Source organism: Micromonospora sp. NBC_00389, assembly GCF_036059255.1.
In the GTDB taxonomy this organism is placed as follows: domain Bacteria; phylum Actinomycetota; class Actinomycetes; order Mycobacteriales; family Micromonosporaceae; genus Micromonospora.
Window position 1 is genome coordinate 900063 of the sequence record NZ_CP107947.1, and the last position, 22099, is coordinate 922161.

At 73.3% G+C, this 22099-nt stretch carries 22 protein-coding genes; 12 read left to right on the top strand and 10 right to left on the bottom strand.

The annotated features are described in order from the left end of the window. The first annotated feature begins 274 nt into the window (after nucleotides 1-274). From OG470_RS04300 to OG470_RS04335, 8 genes are all read left to right on the top strand, one after another. Complete coding sequence (locus tag OG470_RS04300; RefSeq protein ID WP_328420978.1) at nucleotides 275-1468, top strand: hypothetical protein; 1194 nt, start codon at nucleotides 275-277, stop codon at nucleotides 1466-1468. Beyond that, entirely contained in the window at nucleotides 1455-4142 is a 2688-nt protein-coding gene (locus OG470_RS04305; protein WP_328420980.1) for a sensor histidine kinase, read from the top strand. The genes OG470_RS04300 and OG470_RS04305 overlap by 14 nt, the downstream gene beginning before the upstream one ends. Further along, on the top strand, nucleotides 4139-4615 hold the full coding sequence (locus OG470_RS04310; protein ID WP_328420982.1) for a roadblock/LC7 domain-containing protein: 477 nt from the start codon (nucleotides 4139-4141) through the stop codon (nucleotides 4613-4615). Before OG470_RS04305 ends, OG470_RS04310 begins: the two co-directional genes overlap by 4 nt. Beyond that, on the top strand, nucleotides 4612-5100 hold the full coding sequence (locus OG470_RS04315; protein ID WP_328420984.1) for a DUF742 domain-containing protein: 489 nt from the start codon (nucleotides 4612-4614) through the stop codon (nucleotides 5098-5100). The genes OG470_RS04310 and OG470_RS04315 overlap by 4 nt, the downstream gene beginning before the upstream one ends. Continuing rightward, a complete protein-coding gene (locus OG470_RS04320) occupies nucleotides 5078-5842 on the top strand; it encodes a GTP-binding protein (protein WP_328420986.1) in 765 nt (254 codons plus the stop codon). The genes OG470_RS04315 and OG470_RS04320 overlap by 23 nt, the downstream gene beginning before the upstream one ends. Before the next feature lie 39 nt (nucleotides 5843-5881). Next, complete coding sequence (locus tag OG470_RS04325; protein WP_328420988.1) at nucleotides 5882-6415, top strand: hypothetical protein; 534 nt, start codon at nucleotides 5882-5884, stop codon at nucleotides 6413-6415. Between the two features lie 37 nt (nucleotides 6416-6452). After that, nucleotides 6453-8708 (top strand): AAA family ATPase, encoded by a 2256-nt coding sequence (locus OG470_RS04330; RefSeq protein ID WP_328420990.1) that lies wholly within the window; start codon nucleotides 6453-6455, stop codon nucleotides 8706-8708. 337 nt (nucleotides 8709-9045) lie between these two features. Then, a complete protein-coding gene (locus OG470_RS04335) occupies nucleotides 9046-9747 on the top strand; it encodes an SMP-30/gluconolactonase/LRE family protein (protein ID WP_328420992.1) in 702 nt (233 codons plus the stop codon). A gap of 90 nt (nucleotides 9748-9837) precedes the next feature. On the opposite strand, the gene OG470_RS04340 is transcribed toward OG470_RS04335, so the two are convergent. The 9 genes from OG470_RS04340 to OG470_RS04380 form a co-directional block, all read right to left on the bottom strand. Then, on the bottom strand, nucleotides 9838-10347 hold the full coding sequence (locus tag OG470_RS04340; RefSeq protein WP_328420994.1) for a GNAT family N-acetyltransferase: 510 nt from the start codon (nucleotides 10345-10347) through the stop codon (nucleotides 9838-9840). Nucleotides 10348-10488: 141 nt separating this feature from the next. Then, nucleotides 10489-11379 carry a hypothetical protein gene (locus tag OG470_RS04345; RefSeq protein WP_328420996.1) on the bottom strand — a complete coding sequence of 297 codons (891 nt, stop codon included), beginning with the start codon at nucleotides 11377-11379 and terminating at the stop codon, nucleotides 10489-10491. Beyond that, a complete protein-coding gene (locus OG470_RS04350) occupies nucleotides 11348-12001 on the bottom strand; it encodes a DUF3618 domain-containing protein (RefSeq protein WP_328420998.1) in 654 nt (217 codons plus the stop codon). The genes OG470_RS04345 and OG470_RS04350 overlap by 32 nt, the downstream gene beginning before the upstream one ends. A gap of 22 nt (nucleotides 12002-12023) precedes the next feature. Further along, the gene (locus OG470_RS04355; RefSeq protein WP_328421000.1) at nucleotides 12024-12419 is read right to left on the bottom strand and encodes a phage holin family protein; all 396 of its coding nucleotides are present in this window, start codon (nucleotides 12417-12419) and stop codon (nucleotides 12024-12026) included. Continuing rightward, nucleotides 12416-13072, bottom strand: a complete 657-nt coding sequence (locus OG470_RS04360) for a hypothetical protein (protein WP_328421002.1) — start codon at nucleotides 13070-13072, stop codon at nucleotides 12416-12418. The genes OG470_RS04355 and OG470_RS04360 overlap by 4 nt, the downstream gene beginning before the upstream one ends. 184 nt (nucleotides 13073-13256) lie before the next feature. After that, complete coding sequence (locus OG470_RS04365; protein ID WP_328421004.1) at nucleotides 13257-13661, bottom strand: DUF3263 domain-containing protein; 405 nt, start codon at nucleotides 13659-13661, stop codon at nucleotides 13257-13259. Nucleotides 13662-13762: 101 nt separating this feature from the next. Then, entirely contained in the window at nucleotides 13763-14779 is a 1017-nt protein-coding gene (locus OG470_RS04370; RefSeq protein WP_328421007.1) for an ABC transporter permease subunit, read from the bottom strand. Next, on the bottom strand, nucleotides 14776-15783 hold the full coding sequence (locus OG470_RS04375) for an ATP-binding cassette domain-containing protein (RefSeq protein WP_328421009.1): 1008 nt from the start codon (nucleotides 15781-15783) through the stop codon (nucleotides 14776-14778). Before OG470_RS04375 ends, OG470_RS04370 begins: the two co-directional genes overlap by 4 nt. A gap of 120 nt (nucleotides 15784-15903) precedes the next feature. Then, complete coding sequence (locus tag OG470_RS04380; RefSeq protein ID WP_053654382.1) at nucleotides 15904-16689, bottom strand: DeoR/GlpR family DNA-binding transcription regulator; 786 nt, start codon at nucleotides 16687-16689, stop codon at nucleotides 15904-15906. Between the two features lie 200 nt (nucleotides 16690-16889). Between OG470_RS04380 and OG470_RS04385 the strand changes: the two genes are divergently transcribed. The 3 genes from OG470_RS04385 (at nucleotide 16890) to nagA (ending at nucleotide 19964) form a co-directional block, all read left to right on the top strand. Continuing rightward, nucleotides 16890-17819, top strand: coding sequence for an SIS domain-containing protein (locus tag OG470_RS04385; protein ID WP_328421013.1), 930 nt, complete (start codon nucleotides 16890-16892; stop codon nucleotides 17817-17819). Nucleotides 17820-17886: 67 nt separating this feature from the next. Continuing rightward, nucleotides 17887-18858 (top strand): ROK family protein, encoded by a 972-nt coding sequence (locus tag OG470_RS04390; protein WP_328421015.1) that lies wholly within the window; start codon nucleotides 17887-17889, stop codon nucleotides 18856-18858. Beyond that, a complete protein-coding gene (gene nagA / locus OG470_RS04395) occupies nucleotides 18855-19964 on the top strand; it encodes an N-acetylglucosamine-6-phosphate deacetylase (protein WP_328421017.1) in 1110 nt (369 codons plus the stop codon). The genes OG470_RS04390 and nagA overlap by 4 nt, the downstream gene beginning before the upstream one ends. A gap of 53 nt (nucleotides 19965-20017) precedes the next feature. Here nagA and OG470_RS04400 read toward each other — a convergent pair whose 3' ends face one another. Next, entirely contained in the window at nucleotides 20018-21241 is a 1224-nt protein-coding gene (locus OG470_RS04400; RefSeq protein WP_328421019.1) for a DUF4032 domain-containing protein, read from the bottom strand. Nucleotides 21242-21359: 118 nt separating this feature from the next. Here OG470_RS04400 and OG470_RS04405 point away from each other — a divergent pair, with 118 nt between their 5' ends. Further along, nucleotides 21360-22097: a phosphatase PAP2 family protein gene (locus tag OG470_RS04405; RefSeq protein WP_328426133.1), complete on the top strand. Its 738-nt coding sequence runs from the start codon at nucleotides 21360-21362 to the stop codon at nucleotides 22095-22097. Nucleotides 22098-22099: the final 2 nt, after the last annotated feature.

The following is a 22099-nucleotide window of genomic DNA, read 5'->3' on the forward strand; positions in this document are numbered from 1 at the left end:
GACCGCCCACCGTGCGACGCGGCCCAGTGAGTTGAGTTCGCATCCCGTGAATTCCGATCTTCGGCGGATATCCACCTCGATCCCTTCATGTCACACCCGTCGACGGGACGCAGCGTGCCGGCAACACGGACGAACAGTGACATCGCTCGAACTGACGCAAACCCGACTCACCGACGACGGGTTGGCCACCGGAAGGTTCGGTTAGTTTTCCGGTCCGGTGCACGGGACTCATCGGCGAAACCCGACACCGCGCCCACCGCCGGAGGAGACACACATGACAGTCCCCGCGCCGCGGGTCCGTCGAAGGCCGTCCATGTTGGGTCGACTGCTGCCGCTGCTGCTCATCACGGCGCTGCTGGCACCGGTGGGTCTGCTCCTCACCCAGACCTGGCGGCAGACCAGCGACGACCGGGATCTGGCCGCCCGGGAACGGCTCGGCGTGCAGTACCTCCGCGCCCTCGCCCCGGTCACCGGCGCGCTGGTCGACGCCCAGTCCGCCGCCGTCAGCGGCCGCCCAGTCTCCAGGGAGGCGCTGACCCGCACGGTCGAGGACGCCGCCGAGGTGGACGCTCGGATCGGCGCCGAGCTGCGCAGCCAGGAACGCTGGGCCGGGCTGCGGGCCAGGCTGGAAGCCTTGCAGGACCGCAGCCCCACCGACCCCGAGTCCGCCTACACCGCGTACGGCGAGGTCACCGACCTGCTGCTGGCCCTGCACCGCAAGGTCCGGGAAAGCTCCGGGCTGGTGCGCGACCCGGGCGCCGACTCCTTCTCCCTCCAGGACAGCGCCGGCCAGGAGCTGCCCGAGGCGGTGGTGGCCGCCGGCCGGCTCGCCGACCTGGGCACGCTCGCCGCTCGCCGCCCGGCCGCCGAACAGACCCGCAGCCTGATCGAGCTGACCGGCCTGCGGGTGGCCGCCCTGACCCCCGCCGCCGACCTGGTCGACAACCTGCGCGCCGCGGTGGACAGCTCGGAGAGCACAGACCTGGGCGCGAACGTGCTGACCCCACTGGACACCTACCAGCGCTCGGTGGAGGCGCTGGCCGCGTACTCCGCCCCGGCCGCCGGCACCGGCACGGTGGACCCGGGTCGGCTGACCGCCGCCCGGCTCGATGCGCACACCGCCGCCCTCCAGCTCCAGCCGGTCATCCTCAGCGAGCTGGACGCCCTGCTGGCCGAGCGGATCGACGGGCTGGACCGGGACCGCTGGCTGACCGCCGGGGCCGGGGTGACCGCCGCGCTGCTGCTGGGTTGGCTCGCCGCACTCCTCATCGCCGCCAGCCGTCGGGCCCGTCGCCGGGCCGCCATGACCGCAGCGGGCGCGGAGAGCCCCGGCACCCCTGCGTCCGGCGGTTTCTGGCAGCCGGCGGTCAGCGCCGGCCGACCCGGCGACCCACGGCCGCTGCAACCGGTCGGCGCGACCCGAGACCCGGAATCCGCCCAGTGGGGGGCGTTCGATGCTGCTCGGTAGGCTCCGGATCCGCGGCAAGCTCGCGCTGCTCGTTCTGATCCCCCTGCTCAGCATGGTCGGCCTCGCGGTGCCCGTGGTGCTCGACCGGGTGGCCGCGGCGCAGCGCGCCGACGACATCGCCGAGCGGGTGCGGCTCGCCAGCCGGGTCGGCAGCCTGGTGCAGGACCTCCAGCAGGAACGCATCCTCTCGGTGGGCTTCCTGCTCGGCCGGGTGGAACGCGCCGAACTGGTCCGCAAGACCGCCGATGTGGACGACCGGGTCTCCGACCTACGGGCCGGGGGGAGCGACGCGCTGACCGACCGGGTCGACCACGCCCTGTACGGGGTGTCCAGCCTCATCGACCTGCGGACCGCCGTGCTCGCCCGGTCAGCGAGCCCGATTCAGGTGATGGACGCGTTCGGCCCGGTCAACCGGGGAATGATCGACTCGCTCCGACTGCCGTTCAGCGTGGACACCGACACGCAGCCGGGCCGCCAGGTGCTGGCCCTGGACGGGCTGCTGCGCGCAGACGAGGGGCTGGGCGCCTGCGCCACCCTGATCGTGCTGGTCAAGGCGACCGACAGCCCGCAGGCCAGCGCCGGGTACGTGGCCTGCATGGCCGCCCTCCAGGTGGACAGCCAGCGCTTCCGCAGCCTGATCACGCCCGAGCAGCTGGAGGTGGCACGGCTCAACGACGTGGCGGTGGCCGCCCGTACCAGCCCCGACTTCCTGGTCACCAGCGCCCGCGACCCGGCCGGCGCGATCCGTGACGTGCCGCTGGACGCGCTCTTCCCGTCCGTCCGCTCGATGATCCGGCTCGGCCAGTTCGTGGAGAAGAAGCTGGTCGCCGACGTACTCGCCGAGGTGACCGCCGAACAGCGGCGGGCGCTGACCGCCGCGTACCTGGTCGGCGGCGCAGCGGCGCTGATCCTGGCGATGGTCGTCCTGCTCAGTGCGGTCGTCGCCCGGACGGTGGCCAGGCCGCTGACCCGGCTCACCCTCTCTGCGGACCGGGTCGCCCGGGTCGCCGAGGCGGAGCTGGTCCGGGTCGCCGACGACGAGACGGAGAACGCCCAGCCGATCCGGCTGGATCCGGTGGACATCCGGGCCCGCGACGAGATCGGTGACCTGGCTCGGGCCTTCGACCGGGTGCAGAGCACCGCTGCCCGGCTGGTCGAACGGCAGGTCGCCGGCCGGCGCAACGTGGCGCAGATGTTCGGCCACGTCGGGCGGCGCACGCAGAACCTGGTGGGCCGGCAGATCGCGCTGATCGACTGGCTGGAGCAGCAGGAGGCCGATCCGGGCCGGCTGGAGCACCTCTACCGGCTCGACCACATCTCCAGCCGGCTGCGGCGTAACGCCGGCAGCCTGGTCGTGCTCTCCGGCTCCGCCGGGGCCGACGCGCACACCGCACCGGTGCCGCTGGCCGACGTGGTCCGGCTGGCGCTCGGCGAGATCGAGGACTACACCCGGGTGGACGTGCAGGTGCCGGCGGGCATCTCGGCCGCACCGGCGGTGGTCGGCGACCTCGTCCTCGCGCTGGCCGAGCTGATGGAGAACGCCACCGTCTTCTCCCCGCCGCACACCCGGGTGCTGGTGGTCGGTGAGGCTTCCGGGCTCGGTGCCCGGATCACGGTGCTGGACCGGGGCATCGGCATGACCGAGCAACGGTTGGCCGAGGAGAACGTCCGGCTCACCCGCCGGGAACGGCTCGACCTGACGCCGACCGAGGTGCTCGGCCTCTTCGTGGTGGGCCGGCTGGCCCGCCGCCACGGCTGGACGGTCAACCTGGCCGCCACCACCGGCGGCGGCGTGACCGCCCGGCTGGAGATCCCGCCGGTGTCGCTGGTGCTGCGCCCTGCCGACCGGGCCGGGGCCACCGTGGCCCGGGCCGCGGTGCCGGACCGGGACCGCCGCTCGCTGACCGCACACGAAACCGGCCGGGGTACCCGGTCCCTCACGGCAGCCGCCCCCGCGGCACCCGCCGGCTTCGACTCGGACCTGCTCAGCCGCGCCACCCGCAGCCTGGAGTCGGGCAGGCCCTGGGACGCGTTCGGCGCCGCTGCCTCCACGCCGCAGATCAGCGCGCCCGCCGACGCCTCCGCCGCAACGCCGGCCGCCCCGGTGGACCTCCCGGCAACCGACTCGGGCCTGCCCCGCCGACCGGGGCGCGGCACGGCCGGCGGGGCGGGCATCGCCGGCGCCGGCATCGGCCACCCGGACCGCACTGCGCCGGGGCCGGAGAGGCCGGAACCGACGGGTACGCCCACCGGCCCACGGGTCCGGCAACGGGTGCCCGGGGCCAGCCTCCCCGCCGCCACGGCGCCAGTCGGCCCGGTGGACGCCACCGACGCCGACCCGGCCGCCGCCCGCGCGCTGGTCGAGGCGTTTCAGGCCGGCGTACGCCGAGCCGAGCTGAGCGTGAAGGTCGACCGTCCCGCCACACGTGGCGGTCTCGGCCCCACGGTCGCGGACACCGCCGGCTCGGCAGGGACCACCCCGGGCCGGCCCCTGCTGAGCCGGCGGGTACCCGGGGCGAACCTCACTGTCGACCCGCCCTGCCAGGCGGCCAGCCCGCACCTCGGCGATCCGGCCGAGATCCGCAAGCTCCTCACCGAGTTCGAGGCGGGCGTCGCCCGTGCTCTCCGCGAAGTCAGCCCAGACCGTCGGAACGAAGAAGGATCATCACGGTGACCAGCCCCTTCCTGCACGACAATGTCGACCACCAGAGCCCGTCCGGCGCCGTCGGGGACCTCAGCCCGGAGGCGCGCACGTTCAACTGGCTCCTGGACTCCTTCACCTCCAGAACGGCCGGGGTGCTGGAGGCGATCGCGGTCTCCTCGGACGGGTTGCTGATGGCCATGTCGGCGATCAAGGACCGGTCCAACGCGGAGCGGCTGGCCGCCGTGGTCTCCGGCATGACCAGCCTCGCCGGCGGCGCGGCCAGCTGGTACGCGCTCGGCGGCCTCAACCGGGTGATCGTCGACATGGCCGACGGCTACCTCCTGATCAGCGCGATCAGCAGCGGCTCCGTCCTCGGCGTGGTCGCCGACCGGTCGGCGAACCTGGGTACCGTCGCGTACGAGATGACGCTCTTCGCCGGACGGGCCGGTGGCGCCCTCACCCCGCGGCTGATCGTCGAGCTGAAGAACGCCGTCCAGCAGTGATCCCCGACGTCGCCGGCGAGGATCCGGACCCGGAAGCCGGTGTCCGGATCCGCCCCTACCTGCGTACGCCGCCCCCGGCCGGGGGCGGCGCGTCGGCGGCGACGGCGCTGCCCGAGCCGGAATCCGGCGATGACCGGCCGGGCGGTCCCCGGCCGTTCGTGCTCACCTCCGGACGGGTTGCCGGCGCGGACCCGGCGATCGGCCTGGAGACGCAGGTGACCGTCCGCGCGGACAGCGGCTGGTGGACCGGCCCGCCGGGCGTCCTGCTGGCGCCGGAGCTCCAGGCGATCATCGCGCTCTGCGCCGAGCCGATCTCGGTGGCCGAGCTCTCGGCCCGGACCCGGCTGCACTTCGGCGTGACCCGGGTCCTGGTCGGCGACCTGCGGGCCGCCGGGCACCTGGACGTGCACGTCACGGACGCCGACGGTGCCTTCGACCCCAACCTCATCCTGCGAGTGATTGATGGACTCCGTGCGATCTCCTGAATGGCCGGTCGCCCCGCTCGGTGGGCCCGCCGGCAACAGCGCCGCTGCCCGCTACGGCACCTCGCCGACCACCGGTCCCGCGCTCGGACGCACCGGCCAGCCGCTGCCCGCGCCACCGCCGCCGTACCAGCCACTGGCCGGTTCGGGGTCGGCGCCAGCACCGGCCAACCGGCCTCCTGCCGCGCCACCGATCCCGGTCAAGATTCTGATTGCCGGCGGGTTCGGCGTGGGTAAGACCACCACGGTCGGCGCGATCTCCGAGATCGCGCCGCTGACCACCGAGGCCGAGATGACCAGCGCCGGGATCGGCGTGGACGACCCGGGCGTCCGGTCGCACAAGACGACGACCACGGTGGCGATGGACTTCGGTTGCGTAACCATCGACCGCAGCCTCAAGCTTTACCTGTTCGGTACGCCGGGGCAGACCCGGTTCGGCTTCATGTGGGACGACCTGGCCCGGGGTGCGCTCGGCGCCCTGGTGGTGGTTGACAGCGCCCGGCTGGACGACTGCTTCCCGGCGATCGACTTCTTCGAGCGGGCCGGGCTGCCGTTCGTGGTCGGGGTCAACGCCTTCGACGGGCGGCTGGCCCTGGAGCTCGGCGAGATCCGGTGGGCGCTGGCCATCGGGGAGCATGTTCCCCTGGTCCAGTTCGATGCCCGGGACCGGCTTTCGGTACGGGACGCCCTGCTGGTCGTCCTGGACCGTGCGCTGGAACGGGCCACCCGGGACAGGAGGGCCTGAGCCGACCGGCTCCGGCCGTGGGTGGGAAGGGGTGATCTGGTGAGGGGCGACCTGGACGAAACGCTGGCCCGGCTGGCCCGACGCGAGGAGGCGCTGCGCCGGCTGGCCGCCGACCGTGACGACAGCACACCACCACCGGATCAGGTCGATGGGCCGGCTCAGCACGGAAGCGGCCGCACCGACACCCGCAACGCCGGACCGGGCCGGCACGACGCCCGACACGCGGGGCGGGACACCCCCGGTGAGGTGGCCGGGTGGGGTCCGGTCGAGGAGGTGGCCGAGGCGGTACGGCAGGTCGTCGGCGCCCACCCGGGGCTGGCGGTGACCGTCCGCGTCGAGCACGCCGGGCGGACGTACCCACTGCGGGTCTCCTGGGACGGGCCGGACGTCACGGTCGGCCCGGAGCTGTCGGCGCCCCCGCCGGAACCACCGCCGGCCTGGCCACTGTCCGGCCGGACGGTGCCGGCCTGGGCACCCGGCCCGGACGGGCTGACCGCCGACCCGGCGGCCCGGCTGGCCGAGCTGATCCGGCGGGACCCGTCGCTGTTGAACGAGCTTGATCCCCGGCGCTGACCAGCGGGGGCTGGCGGCCGGCGCGTACGGTCGGGCGGTGGCGCAACCCGACCTGACCCTGACCGCGAGCCTGCGGCCGGCGGCGCTGGATGCCCGCCGGGGCATCGTGCGGCTGCATCCGGAGGCGCTGACCGCGCTGGGGCTGCGCCCCGGCGATCCGGTCCGGCTGGCCGGCCGCCGGGAGACGGCCGGGATCGTGGCGGCGGCGGAGCCGGGAGCGAGCACCGCCCTCCTGTACGCCGACGACCTGACGCTGGGCAACCTCGGCCTCCGCGACGGCGGTCAGGTGCGGGTGACCCCGGTACCCCTGACCCCGGCGAGCCGGGTCACCCTGGCCGGGCCGGTGGAGGTGGTCGCGGCGGTCAGCCCGGAGATGCTCCGGCTCGCCCTGCTGGGCAAGGTGGTCACCGCCGGCGACGACGTGTCGCTGTTGCCGCAGGACGTGCTGCCGGACGCCTCGGTACGCGGCCTGATCGAGGCGGCCCGGCGCAGCCTCGCCAACACGGTCGGGTTCGCCTGGACCAGCACCCTGCTCACCGTCGTCGCGGTCGAGCCGGCCGCTGGCGCGCTGGTCACCATGGACACGCTGGTCGGCTGGGAGCACGGCCCGACCACCCACGGCTCCGCCCCCGGCCGGCTCACCCCGGCGGAGCGGCCCCTCGCGAATGCCGGCGGGCACCGGCCGGCCGCTGCGGCTCCGGCGGATGCGGCGGCGGACTGGACGAACGACGACGCGCCCGACGTGGATGAGCTGCCCGGCCTGCGGGCCCAGGCCGAGGAGCTGACCGAGCTGCTCGACCTCGGCTTCCACCACCGGGAGGTGCTGGGCCGGCTGGGCACCACCATCTCGCTGGGAGTGCTGCTCAGCGGGCCCGCCGGCTCCGGGAAGTCGGCGCTGGTCCGGGCGGTTGCGGCCCGGGTCGGTGCCCGCGTACACCCGCTCTGGGCGCCCGAGGTGGCCGCGCTGGCCAACCAGGCCGCCGCCGACCGGCTGCGCGCCGTGGCGACAGCGGTCCGGGCCGGCGGGCCGGCGGTGTTGCTGGTCACCGACGTCGAGGCGCTCGCCCCGGCGGACGAGCCCGGCCCGGTGGCCACGGTGTTCCGGCAGGTGCTCGCGGAGGCCGTCCGGGCCGGCGTCGCCGTGGTCTGCACCACCGGCCGGCCGGAGGCGGTCGACCCGGCCCTGCGCGCGCCGGACCTGCTGTCGCTGCGGATCAGCATCCCGCTACCCGACCCGGCGCTGCGCCGCGAGCAGCTCACCGTGCTGACCCGGCAGGTGCCGCTGGCCGACGACGTCCGACTGGACGAGGTGGCCGGCCGTACCCCCGGGTTCGTGGCGGCGGACCTGGCGGCGCTGGTCCGGGAGGCCGGGGTACGGGCGGCGCTGCGGCAGAAGTCGGCCGAGACGCCGACCGTGTCGATGGCCGACTTCACCGCCGCCCTGGAGGTGGTCCGGCCGACCACGATGGCCGCCTCCACCCTGGAGTTGGCCTCGGTGACCCTCGACGACGTGGGTGACCTGGTCGAGGTCAAGCAGACGCTGACCGAGTCGGTGCTCTGGCCGCTGACCTACCCGGACACCTTCGCTCGCCTCGGCGTACAGCCGCCGCGCGGCGTGCTGCTCTACGGGCCGCCCGGCTGCGGCAAGACGTACCTGGTCACGGCCCTGGCCGGGTCGGGGCGGGCGAACGTGCTCTCGGTGAAGGGCGCGGAGTTGCTCTCCAAGTGGGTGGGCGAGAGCGAACGCGCCGTTCGCGAGCTGTTCCGTCGGGCCCGGGAGGCGGCTCCCGCGCTGATCTTCCTCGACGAGGTGGACGCGCTGGCGCCGATCCGCGGTCAGGCCAGCGACGGGGGCACCACGGACCGGGTGGTCGCCGCGCTGCTCACCGAGCTGGACGGGGTGGAGACGCTGCGCAACGTGGTGGTGGTCGGCGCGACGAACCGTCCGGACCTGGTCGACCCGGCGCTGCTGCGGCCGGGCCGGTTGGAGCGGCTGGTCTACGTGCCGCCGCCGGACGGGGCGGCCCGCGCGGAGATCCTGCGAGCCTCGTCCCGAAACGTGCCGCTGGCCCCGGACGTCGATCTGGCCGCGCTCGGCGGGGAACTGGACGACTTTTCCGCGGCCGACTGCGCGGCGCTGGTCCGGGAGGCGGCGCTCGCCGCGATGCGTGAGTCGTTGACCGCCGCCACCGTCACCGCCGCGCACGTGGCCGCGGCACGTCGCCGGGTCCGTCCGTCGCTGAACCCGGCCCAGGTCGCCTCGCTGGCCCGGTACGCCGCCGACCGGTCGTGACGCCAACAAAACTGATCAGCGAGTCAACCTTTCGAGCCGCCCAGGGTGTTCCTAGGACGTCACATTCCTCAGTGGAAAATTCCACGACGACGTCAGGCGGTGTTCCTTGCGCAAGCTGTTCTCTCTTCTGGTCGTTCCCCTAGTGGCGGCCGCGACCCTGGTCACGGTCGGCTCACCGGCGACCGCTCATCCGGCGAAGCCGTTTCCTGCCCGGATCGCCCTACCCGACGGGTTCACCCCGGAGGGCCTGACGATCGGTCGGGGCACCACCGTGTATGTAGGGTCCATTTTGGACGGTGCGATCTGGCGGGGTGACTTACGCACAGGGCGCGGCTCGGTGCTGATCCCCGGCGTGCCGGGCAAGGACAAGGCCGGCCTCAAGCTCGACCAGCAGGGCCGGCTGTGGACCGCCGACTTCTCCGGCGGCGGCGCCAGCGTGTACGACGCGGGCACCGGCGCCCAACTGGCCCACTACCAGTTCACCGACGAGCCGGGCAGCTTCGTCAACGACCTGGTGATCACCAAGCGGGCCGTCTACTTCACCGACTCGGCCCGACAGGTGCTGTACGTGGTGCCGCTGGGCCCGGGCGGTCGCCTGCCGGCCGCCAGCAACTTCCGGGTGCTCCCGCTCACCGGTCCGGCCGCGACGCCGGACGCGTACCACAACGGGATCGTGGCGCTGCCGGACGGCGATCTGCTGGTCGCGCAGATGCTGCCCGGCCGGCTGGTACGCATCGACCCCCGCACCGGCGGCAGCCGCCTCGTCGACCTCGGTGGCTACTCGGTGGAGCGGGCCGACGGCCTGGTGCTGCGCGGGCACACCCTCTACGTGATCCGGAACCTGACCAACGTCATCGCGGTGGTCCGGATGAACGCCAAGTACACGGCCGGAGTGGTGCAGCGGGAGATCACCGGTCCGGAGCTGCGGTCGCCGGCCACCGGTGACCTGCTCGGTTCGGCGCTGTACGTGGTGAACGGCCGCTTCGACGTGGAATCCACGCCGGACACCGACTACGACATCGTCCGAGTGCCGGCCTGATCCGTGCGGTCGGCGGCGACCCCGTGGTCGCCGCCGACCGACGCCCGCACCAGCGGAATCCGCCGATCCGGTCGGACGAAGCGAGGTGTCTCAGAGCGCCGGCGGCGTCGAATCGAGGCAGATTTCGGCGCGTACCTTACCGCCATCCTCGTGCAGTTTCGCACCGCACTTCTTCAGCACGGCGACGGCGCCGACATTGTCCGGGGTCGTCTCGGCCACCACGGCGCGCATGCCCGCTCGGGCGGCGGCGTTCAGCAACTCGCGCAGGGCGGTGGCACCGATCCCCTGCCCGCGTGCGGAGCGACCCAGCCACATCCCGGTCTCCACCGTGCCGGGCTCGTCACAGCGCGTCATCCGCACCATGCCCATCACCTCGCCACCGACGAGGATCGCGTACATCTGCGAGCGGGTCGGGCCGTCCAGGCCGCCGAAGCTCGCCCGGTGGAAATCCCGGAACGCCTCCCGGCGGGCGAGCGACCAGCCGGCGGGAGCCTCGACCGGAGGCATCACGTCACCCGGTTCGGCCTCGGCAGCCGCTACGGAGAGCAACGGCTCCAGGTTCCGCTCGTCCACCGGCTCCAACCGGACCGCACCCGCCACGTGCCGCAGTCTGCCGCCCTCACCGGCCGAAGTCCACCCCATTGGGCATCCACTGGCGGTCCGGCTACCGGTACCAGCCGGTCGGGCGGCCGGGGTGTTCCACCTCACGCTCCGTCGCCACCCGGTGGTGCGGCAGATCGGTCAGGCCGCCGGCCCGAACTCACAGAAAACCACCGAGGCGTCGTCGGTCGGCTTGTGCCGGCGCAGCCGGTCGGGGTGGTCGCGCTCGGCGTCCCGAACCCGATCGAGCAACGCGCCCGGGCCGTCGGCGCTCAACATGTCCAGCAGCCCGGCCCAGTCGGTCAGCCCGAACTGCTCGACCGCGCTGGACGCGCCGTCGCTGAGCAGCGCCGCCCGGCGCACCGCCGCCGGGCCTCGCCGGGGCAACGTCCCGGTCACCGCGTGGAAGGCCGCGTCCGGGTCGGCCGCCGCCACCCAGTAGCCGTGTGTGCGGTTCATCCGCTCCCGCTGGACGCCCACGGCCTGGCGAAACCGGGTGACCGGGTCGGCGGCGCCGGCCGGCACGGTGGCGACGGTTCGGCGCAGCTCGGCCATCGCCGACTCCAGCCGATCGTCGGTCACCACGCTGACCTGGCCGCCGGCGTCGAGCACCAGCGGGCTGTCGCAGAGCACCAGGTAGTCCACCTGGTCGCCACAGTCACGCAGCAGGCAGACGGTGCTGGATGGTGTGCCGGGATGGTCGAGATCGCACTGCCCGCCGTGGTCGGCGCGAACGGCGAGAATGGCCGCGGCCAGGTTGCTGGTCAGCCTGGCCGACGGGCGCGCCGCCTCGGCCACGCCGAGGCGGGCGGCCAGGTGCCGGACGTACCACTCCGGCCCGTGCACACAGCCGGTGTCGAAGCCCTCCGGCACGGTGGCGCCGTCCAGGACGCCGACCAGCGGGCCGAACCGGAAGACCAGGTCCTCGTTCACCGGACGGCCGGGGGCCGGCGCGGACGCGGAACGAACCCGCATCGGTGCCGGCCCCGGCCCGCTCGGGTCAGCGCTGCCGGAGGTCGTCGGCTGCCGCATGCGCCTGCCCCTGCACCTGACCGGCGGATGACCGGCTCTGCTCCCGGACCGCCGACATCCCCTGCTCGGCGGTGGACCGCACCGACTGCGCCGCCTGCTGCGCGGGCTCACGCAGGTTGTCCTGCATCTGGTGCCCGACCTGGCTCGCCTGTTCGCGCAGCTCACCGGAGTGTTCGGTCACCATGCTCCGGGCCTGGCCGGCGAGTTGCCGTTCCCGCCCGCTCGGTGGGACCAGCGAGGCGGCCAGCAGCCCGACGCCGAAGGCGACCAACCCGGCCGCCAATGGATTGCCCTGCGCCTGCTCGCGGGTCTGCCGCCCGAGCGACTGGGCCTCGTCCCGCGCCGAGTACACCGCACCCCGCGACTGCTGCCCCAACGACCGAGCCTCGTCGCGTACCGAACCGGCCATGTGCGACATCCGCTGGCTGGCCTCCTGCCCGCCATGGCTCGTGCTGCCCATCACCTTCTCCTTCGCTCGGGTGAACGCGCCACGGGCCTCGCCCACGCGATCACCGGCGATCCGACGCGGATTCATCCTGTCGGTCAGCGCGTCGACATCGTTGCTCAACTCGTTGCGGGTCGTCTCGATCTCCCGCCGGATCCGATCCGGATCACTGGACATGACCTGTTTCCTCCCGACTCGTTCACCGACCCCGCATGGCGTCCGGCAGTTCCCGGGCGGTCTGCTTCGTCCGGGGCAGCACCGCACGTGCCGCCCTCAGTTGGCTCCGCGCGTTGATGAAGAGGCCAGCGGCGACGACGGCCCAGATGATCGCGACGATCAGTGCGGCCCAGCCCTGGTCCATCGTGTTGGACAGCCCCCACCAGGCGGCGTACGACACGAACAGCACGGCCAGGAACCCGGCCAGCCCCGCCCCGCCGAACATGCCACCGGCCTTGCCGGCCTGGCTAGCCTCCTCGCGGAGCTCAGCCTTGGCCAGCTCGACCTCCTTGCGCATCAGCGTGGAGAGGTCCCGGGTCACGTCACCCAGCAGGTCGCCGACCGAGGCCTGGGTCCGCTCCTTCTCCGGGGCGCTCACGGTGCCACCCCGCCCGGCAGGTCCCGCTCCGGCCGGCCGACCGGCGAGGCGTTCTGCGCCCGGGCCACCCCGCTGTACGGCTGCTCGTACGGCTGCGGCCCGGCCCCGGCTGCCTGGCCCTGTGGGGCCGGTGGGCCGCCTGACATCCCTCCATCGCCACTGCTGGTCAGACCACGGGTGAGCCGCCCGACCAGCAACCCGGCCACCGCAGCGCCGGCTAGGAAGGTGCCGGGATGCTGCCGGGCGTACGTACGCACGTCGTCCAGTACCTCACCGGGCTCCCGTCCGTCGAGCCAACCGGCGGCACGTTGGGCGGCGTCCGCCGCCCGGCGGACCGCCTGGCCGGCCAACCCGGAGTCGCCGTCCCGTTCGGCCATGGAGTTGAGCCCCTGGCCCAGGTCGCGCAGCCCGTCGACGGCCCGTTGCTGTTGCGACCGGGCCTGCTCACGCAGTTGGTTGGTGGCCTCCCCGGTCAGGTGCTGGGCCTGCTGGCGCGCCTCGGACGCTACCTGCCCACCCTGCTCAGCGGCGGCGTGGGCGACCTGGCCGCCGGCCTGTGCGGCCTGCTGCCCGACCCGAGACGCCTCCTGCCGAGCCTGCTGCCCGGTGCCGGTCGCACCCTGCGGTGGCCGGCTCGGGTTGGTACCCGTCATAAGCCCCTCCCCCCGTCGGCCCGGAGCCCCCTGACGGCGGCCCGGTACCCGTCCCGCCTACCCGTCGCATCTGGCGACATGCTTTCGCCGGCTGCGACGGACCGGGCACCGGGGAGGCGGTTCGCAAGTGGGCATCATTCACCACTGGCGAAACGTTCTTCGCCATCCGCCGCAACGGACGCGGTCAGCGGCGGCGGTTGCGGGCGCGCGACGAGCGGAGTCGACGGAGCCGGCCAATCAGCACGGGGTCGGCGACGAGTGCCGCCGGGTTGTCGAGCAGCGCGTTGAGGAGTTGGTAGTACCGGGTCGAGGACACCCCGAAGGTGTCCCGGACGGACTGCTCCTTGGCGCCGGCGTGCCGCCACCACTGCTGCTCGAAGGCGAGGATGGCCCGTTCCCGCTCGGTCAACCCCGCCGCCGACGCGGTGGGTTCGGCATCGTCCCTGGCATCTGGCGCGAGGTCGTCGGTGTTCTCGTCGGCCGGTGCCGGCCGGGGTGTCGGGACGATCGGCCCGCCACCAGCCGCCACGTGGCCCGGACGAGCGTCGGTGGACGGCTCGGGGGCGGCGGGGGTGGCGTCGGCGGGCATGGCACTCAGCCTAACCAGGGTCGACCCGGGTCGCAGCAGCCGGCGCGGCCGGCCCCGCACCGCCGGGAACCCCGACGGCCGGGCCGGCCGCGCCGCACCGGTCAGGAGATGTCGCGCCGACGGATCGCCCAGAGGGCCGCGCCGAGGATCACCACCACCCCGACGGAGAGCAGCACCGAGGACTGCTGCCAGGTGATGTCCAGGGTCTCCGGTTTGCACTCGCCGTAGTAGGTGGCGTTACAGGAGTCCCAGTCCTGCAGGGTGACCGTCTTCGTCATCCAGGCCAGCACGTACGTGGGCAGCAGCCATGCCTCGGTCCACCGCACACTGGCCATCTCCAGCAGGATGCCCAGGCCGAACTGGCCGACCACCATCACCGCCACCACGCCGCCGAGAGCCATCGCGGTGTGCCGGCCCAGCGAGGCCAGCGCGAAGCCGATGGTGGTGAGCACCAGTACCAGCACGACACCGCGCAGCCCGGTGAGGGCGAACGACTGCCAGGCCCCGGAGGTCATCTTCTCGGTGCTACCCCGGAACGCGGCGACCGCCCAGAACCCGGCGAACCAGAGCACTGCGGCGGGCAGCGTCACCGCCAGAATGCCGGTGAGCAGCGCGGCCAGTTTGGTGAGCAGCACGGTGAGTCGCTTCGGTCGCCAGAGCAGCAGGTTCATCATGCCGCCGGTGCTCCACTCGGCGCCGACGAAGGACGCGCCGACCACGAACCCGACCAGGGCGAGGATTGCTGCAAACGGGATCAGCGTCTCGGGGAACGTCTCACGGAAGTTGAACGTGGAGGGCAGGAACCACTCCGCCTGGATCTGGTCGCGGGGCGGCGGCGTGATCACCGAGCAGTCGTCGGGGTAGCGGCCGTCGTTCGGCGTGCCGGCGGTCTTGGCCTGCTCGCAGTTGACGCGCTCCTGCTCGCTCCAGCGCACCTGCTCCTGGTAGCTCTGCTCGGCCTGGCGCTCGGCCTGGGCCAGCTGATCGGTGCCGATCTTCTGGTTCGTGAAGAACACCCCGATCACCACTGCGGCCAGCACCAGCAGGCCGAGCAGCGACATGTAGCGGGTGAAACGCCGCTTGGCCAGCCGGCGCAGCTCCGTACGATAGAGGCTCACGCGCCCCACCCTCCTCCGGTGGCGGGCTGACCCGTCCCACCGACCTTCGTGGACTCGTCGACCTGCCGGTTCTGTCCGGGTACCGGCGCGGTGGCGGTCAGTTCGAGGAAGACGCTCTCCAGGTCCACGGCGACCGGGGCCAGCTCGCTGACGTAGAGGTTGTGCTCGGCGAGCAGCCGGGTCACCGTGGCCGGCTTGTCGACGCCGGCCAGCATCAGGTGGTCCGGGTGGCCGGTGACCCGGATCCCGGCCCGGGTGAGCGCGTCGGTGGCCGCCGGCAGGTCGCTGACCGCCTCCAGCCGGACCAGGACGGCACCGGACGAGTGCTGGGCGAGCACCTCGTCGACCGGGCCGAAGGCGACCCGCCGGCCCAGCGAGATGATGGTGACCGAGTCGCAGATCAGCTGGATCTCGCCGAGGATGTGGCTGGACAGCACCACGGTCATCCCGGATTCGGCGAGCGTCCGCATCAACGTGCGCATCTCCCGGATGCCGCCCGGGTCGAGGCCGTTGGCCGGCTCGTCGAGGATGAGCAGATTCGGGTTCTTCAGTAGGGCGGAGGCGACGGCGAGCCGCTGCTTCATGCCCAGCGAGTACGTCTTGACCCGCTCGCCGGCCCGGTCGCGCAGCCCGACGAGCTCCAGCACCTCGTCGACCCGGGTGACCGGCACCTCGCCGGCCCCGGCCAGCAGAGACAGCGTGTCCCGCGCCGAGAAGTGCGGGAAGAACTGCGGGCTTTCCACGATGGCGCCGACACGACCGGCGACGGTGGGCAGCGCGTCGGGCACCTCGTGCCCGAGCAGCGCCATCCGGCCGCCGTCGGGTCGGATCAGGCCGAGCAGCGTACGCAGCGTGGTGGTCTTGCCGGACCCGTTGGGACCCAGGAAGCCGTGCACCTGCCCCGCGTCGACCCGCATGTCGAAACCGTCGAGCGCGTTGCGGGTGCCGCGTCGACGACTCTTGTACGTCTTACGTAGACCTTCGATCTCCAGGACAGCTGGCAAGCTGCACCTCCCCCGATGATGGGCGTGACAGCCGACACCATACGCGGTATGCAGCGGTGCGCAATACGCGGTATGCATCGGCGCGCCGAAGGAGGTAATTGATAGACGGAGAGTGACCGGTCAGGCGCAGACGACCTGCACGCCGGCGGCGCGGAACGCGTCCACCACCTCCGGGGCGGCACCGGAGTCGGTCACCAGCGTCTCCACCCGCTCGACCGGGCAGATCCGGGCGAAGGCGTGACCCCCCAACTTGGACGAGTCCGCGATGATCACCACCCGCTTGGCGCGGGCCACCATCAGGTTGTTCATCGCCGCCTCCCCCTCGTGGTGGGCGGCGGCGCCGAGCTGCGGATCGATCGCGTCCACACCGAGCAGCGCGACGTCCAGGGTGACCTCACGCAGCAGCGCCCCGCCCAGCGGGCCGACCAGCTCGAACGACTTGGGACGCACCACCCCGCCGGCCACCACGACCTTCATCCGCGACCGGACCAGCAGTTCGTTGGCGATGTTCAGCGCGTTGGTCACCACGGTGAGCTGGGCACCCTCGGCGCTGGTGTTCAGATCCGGCCGGACGGCCAGCGCCCGGGCCACCTCGGTGCTGGTGGTGCCGCCGTTCAGGCCGACCACGGTGCCGGGCGTGACGAGCGCCGCGGCGGCGGCGCCGATCCGCTGCTTCTCCGCCGAGTGCTTGGCGGTCTTGTAGCGCAGCGGCAGGTCGTACGAGACCCCGTTGGCCACCGCACCACCCCGGGTCCTGGTGATCATCTGCTGCTGGGCAAGCTGGTCGAAGTCGCGGCGAATGGTGGCCTGGGAGACGTCCAGCCGCTCAGCGGCCGCCTCGACGCTGACCCGGCCGTTGTCGGTCAGCATCTCGAGCAGGGCGTTCCATCTGGCGTACCGGTCCACCGCGGGGGTCCTCCCACTGACTGCACGAACGGTGATTGATTGCGTGCACACTAGTGCGCGAAACTAGGCTTGCGCAAAAGACCGGCCTGCGCGATCGGCTGGTCGGTTGCCACGGCCACCCAGTTTCGCGCAGAATGACGCGCGAAATACGGGTGTAACGAGCCGTATTGCGCACCGGCCGGCCCTGCGAGGAGTTTCCCATGGCATACGTGGACGCGGAGATCGCGAGCCAACCCGACTGCTGGCGGGAGGCGGCCGACCTGGCCGGCGTCGTGCGTGGTGACCTGCCGCGCCCCGGCGAGCGGGTCGCCGTCGTCGGCTGCGGCACGTCGTGGTTCATGGCGATGGCGTACGCGGCCCGCCGCGAGCAGGCCGGCCAGGGCGAGACCGACGCGTTCCAGGCATCCGAGTTCCCCGTCGGCCGCCGCTACGACCGGCTGATCGCGATCACCCGTTCCGGCACCACCACCGAGGTGCTGGAGCTGCTGGCCGCGCTGCGCGGGCTGGTGCCCAGCACCGTCATCGTCGGCGACCCGGCGTCCCCGGCGGTCGACCTGGCCAACGCCGCGGTGACCATGCCCTTCGCCGACGAGCGATCGGTGGTGCAGACCCGCTTCGCGACCACCGCGCTGGCCCTGCTCCGGGCCAACCTCGGCGACCCGGTGACCGCCCTCGCCGCCGACGCCGAGGTGGCCGTGCGCGCCCCGCTGCCGATCGATCCGGCCACCATCGGGCAGGTCACCTTCCTCGGTCGGGGGTGGACGGTCGGGCTGGCCCAGGAGGCCGCGCTGAAGTGCCGCGAGGCGGCCACCTTCTGGGCCGAGGCGTACCCGGCGATGGACTACCGGCACGGACCCATCTCGATCGCCGCGCCCGGCCGGCTGGTCTGGGCGTTCGGCGAACTGCCCGACGGGCTGCCCGAGGACGTGGCCGCCACCGGCGCGGCCTTCGTACACAGCCGCACGCACGGGTGCCGCACGGTGCTGGGCAGTTGGGCCGCCGGCCGGACCCCGGTCGACCCGATGGCCGACCTGATCCTCGCCCAGCGCTTCGCGGTGGCCCTGGCGACCAGCCGGGGTCTCGACCCGGACGCGCCCCGTCACCTGACCCGGTCGGTGGTGCTGGCATGAGCGAGCGAACCATCAGGCACCGCAGCGTGGCGCGAAGCGTCGGCACGGAGCGCAGCGGAGTGCCGACGTGAGCGACGGCCAGGCCGTGGACACCGACCGGGTGGTCGTCGCGCTGGACGTCGGCGGCACCGGCATGAAGTGCGCCCTGGTCCGACCGGACGGCGTCGCGGTACACACCGAGCGGCACTCCACCGACGCCGCGCGCGGCCCGGCCGCCGTGGTCGGCACCATCCTGGACGTTGCCGAGGGGCTGGCCGGTAAGGCCCGCGCCGACGGGCTCACCCCGGTCGCGCTCGGCATCGCCGTGCCCGGGGTGGTGGACGAGGCGCGCGGGGTCGCGGTCTGGTCGGCGAACGTGGGCTTCCGGGACGTACCGCTGCGGGACCTGGCGGTGGCGCGGCTCGGCCTGCCCACGGCGCTCGGCCACGACGTGCGGGCCGGTGGCCTCGCCGAGGCCCGGCTCGGCGCCGGCCGCGGCACCGGCCACGTGCTCTTCGTGGCGATTGGCACCGGCATCGCCGCCGCGCACGTGGTCGACGGCACGGCCGCCGTCGGCGCTCACGGCGCTGCCGGGGAGATCGGCCACATCCTGGTACGTCCCGGCGGCCCGCGCTGCGGCTGCGGTCGGCCCGGCTGCCTGGAGGCGGTCGCCTCCGCCTCCGCGATCGGCCGCCGCTACGTGGAACTGGCCGGCGGGACGCCCGCCGAGCCGGTCACGGCGGCCGAGGTGGCCGAGCGGGCCGCAGCCGGCGAGCCGCTCGCGGGCCGGGTCTGGCAGGAGGCGGTCGAGGCGCTGGCCGACGGCCTGGCCTCCGGGCAGGCGCTGTTCGACGTGGCGACGATCGTGCTCGGCGGTGGCCTGGCGCAGGCCGGGCACCGGCTGCTCGACCCGCTGCGGACGGCGCTGCACGAACGAATGACCTTCCACCGGGAGCCGCGGCTGGTCGCGGCAGCCCTCGGCGACGAGGCCGGCTGCCTCGGCGCCGCTCTGCTCGCCCTGGACGCCGCCGGCGTCCGTGACCATCAGGAGAAGCGATGACCGTGCGGGTGAACGGCCGAGTGGTGACCCCGACCGGTGTCATCCGGCAGGGCTGCGTCGAGTGGGACGGCGACCGGATCACTGCGGTGGCCGAATACCCGTCGGTCCGCGACGGGCACTGGATCCTGCCCGGCTTCGTCGACATGCACACCCACGGCGGCGGCGGGCACACCTTCACCACCGGGGACGCCGACCAGGCCCGGTCCGCGGCGGCGTTCCATCTGGGCCACGGCACCACCACTCTGCTGGCCAGCCTGGTCAGCGCACCCTTCCCGCTGATGCGCGCGGCCACCGAGGCGTTCGCACCGCTGGTCGACGCGGGCGTGCTGGCGGGCATCCACTTCGAGGGGCCCTACCTCTCCGCCGTCCGCTGTGGGGCGCAGAACCCGGAGTACCTCCGCGACCCGTCCACCGACGAGCTGGCCGAGTTGATCGAGCTGGGTGGGGGCGGGATCCGGATGGTCACCCTCGCCCCTGAGCGGGACGGCGCGCTGGAGGCGATCAAGCTGCTCACCGCCCACCGGGTGGTGGCCGCGGTGGGCCACACCGACGCCACCTACGAGCAGACCCGCGCCGCGATCGCCGCCGGCGCCAGCGTCGGCACCCACCTGTTCAACGGCATGCGGCCGGTGCACCACCGCGAGCCCGGCCCGGTGGTGGCCCTGCTCGACGCACCCACCGTGGTCTGCGAGCTGGTCGCCGACGGGGTGCACCTGCACGACGGCATGCTGACCTTCGCCACCACGACCGCCGGCCCGGACCGGGCCGCGCTGATCACCGACGCGATGGCCGCCGCCGGTATGCCCGACGGCGAGTACGAGCTGGGCGGTCAGGTCGTCACCGTGGCCGACGGGGTGGCCCGGCTGGCCCGCGACGGAGCGATCGCCGGCAGCACCCTGACCATGGACGCGGCGCTGCGGCACGCCGTGGAGGCCGGGATCCCGATCGCCGACGCGACGCGGATGGTGGCCACCACCCCGGCCCGCGCCATCGGCCTGGGCGACCGGGTGGGCTCCCTTCAGGTCGGCCTCCGCGCCGACCTGGTGGTGCTCGACGAGGACCTGAACGTGGTCCGGGTGCTGCGCGGCGGCTCCTGGGTGGAGTGACGGGCGCTCTGCCCGGCCTGGCGGCACCGGCGAATCCGAAGCCCAGGCTCGGGTCAACCGAGGGTGGAGACCTCGACGCCGAGCACGGCCTGCTCGTCGGGGCGGTGCACCAGCACGTCGGCCAGGTACGACTGGACCGCGTGGCGCATCCCGACGTCCCGGCCGGCCCGCTCGGAGAGCAGCCACTTGTGCTCGATGATCTGCGCGAACAGCTCCTGCGGCTCCAGCTTGCGGCGCAGGTGCGCGGGCACCGCCCGGACCACCGGCTCGAAGACCTCGGTGAGCCAGCGGTGCGCCGCCTGCTGCTCGTCGTTCAGGTCGCTCTCCGCCCGGTAGGCGTCCAGGTCGTTGAGCAGCTTGCGCGCCTGGTTCTCCTCGGCGTCCAACCCGGTGAGTCGCAGCAGCCGCCGGGTGTGGTAGCCGGCGTCGACCACCTTCGGCCGGACCAGGTAACGCCCGTTGTCAATGGTCGACATGGCCACCTCGGCCACGTCGAAGCCCAGGTCGTTGAGGCGGCGGATCCGGCCCTCGATGTCGTGCCGGGCCTCCCGCTCGACCGCCTGCTCGTAGGTGATCTCGTGCCAGAGCCGCTCGTAGCGCTGCACGACCTCCTCGCAGACCAGCTCCGGGTCGATGGACTCGTGCAGCAGACCAGCGGCCTGCAGGTCCAGTGCCTCGCCAAAGATGTTGACCCGGGCGATCTCCAGATCCTCGCCGCGCTGGCCGTTGGAGAGTGAGTTGTGCAGCGCGCCCGTCTCCGCGTCCACCAGGTACGCCGCGAAGGCGCCCGCATCCCGCCGGAACAGCGTGTTGGACAGCGAGCAGTCGCCCCAGAAGAAACCGGTCAGGTGCATCCGCACGATCAGCGCGGCGAGCGCGTCGAGCAGCCGGCTCATCGTCTCCGGCCGCAGGGTGTGTGAGAAGAGCGCCCGGTAGGGCAGTGAGAACTGCAGGTGCCGGGTGATCAGCACCGATTCGAGGGGTTCCCCGTCCTCGGTCTGCCGGTCGGCGACCACCGCCACGGCCTCGACCGACGGGAAGTCGATCCGCTCCAGGGCCCGGAGCAGGTCGTACTCCCGTTCGGCGATCCGCTCGCGAGTCTCCTTGAACGCGTAGACGTACTCACCCAGCCGGACGAACCGGACGATGTGTCGGGAGATGCCCTGCGGCAGGGCCACCAGGTGCTGGGCAGGCCACTCCTCCAGCGGTGTCGACCAGGGCAGGTCGAGCAGCGCCGGGTCCACGAGGGCAGACGTGATCCGCACGGGCACAAGCATGACTGGTCTCCCCCCACATCCGCCTCTCATCGTGGCTGGGCACACAGCGCGGGACGGCGGCCTCGCCCGGTGCCGGTAGCGTGGTCGCGTGCGGGAGACCACAGCGGTACGACGTCACCTGCGGCTACGGCCGGTCCGGCCGGCCGGCTGGTGGTTCGATGCCCTGCTGCTGGTGGGGCTGGTCGGGCTGACCGTGGCGCTCGCCGCGGACCAGTTCTTCGGGCTGGACCGGGCGGTCGCCGACTGGGCCGACGGGCATCGGCCGGCAGTCGCTTACTGGGTTGCCCGGGTGCTGAACCTGCTCGGCCAGGGCACCCCGCTGACCTTGATCGCCGCCGGGCTGGGTGTGTTGCTGGCCGTCCGGCTCCGGTCGCTGCGCCCGGTCCTGCCGCCGGTGGTCGCGTTCGGGCTGACCTATCTGACCATCGGCCCGCTCAAGGTGTGGACCGCCCGGGCGGCGCCGAGCGCGAGCGTCAAGGAGCCCTACCTGCCACCCGAGCAGACCCTGCCGCTGTTCCACGACGACCTGCCGGTCCGGTTCGCCCAGTCCTACCCGTCGGGGCACGTCGCCAACGCGATCGTCTGGTACGGCGTCATAGCGTTGCTGCTCGTCCCGCTGGCGCGCAGCTTCGGCCGGCAACTGCCGGCCCGGCTGGTCATCGTGATCCGCGTGGTGCCGCCCCTGGTGGTGCTCACCACCACCACCTACCTGGGCTGGCACTGGCTGACCGACTCGGTGGCCGGGCTGCTGCTCGGGCTGATCCTGGACCGGCTGCTGCACCGGGCACCGTGGGACAACCTGCCGCTGCCCGGCCGGCTACGCCAGTGGGACCGGCCGTTCACCTCGTACCCCTAGGG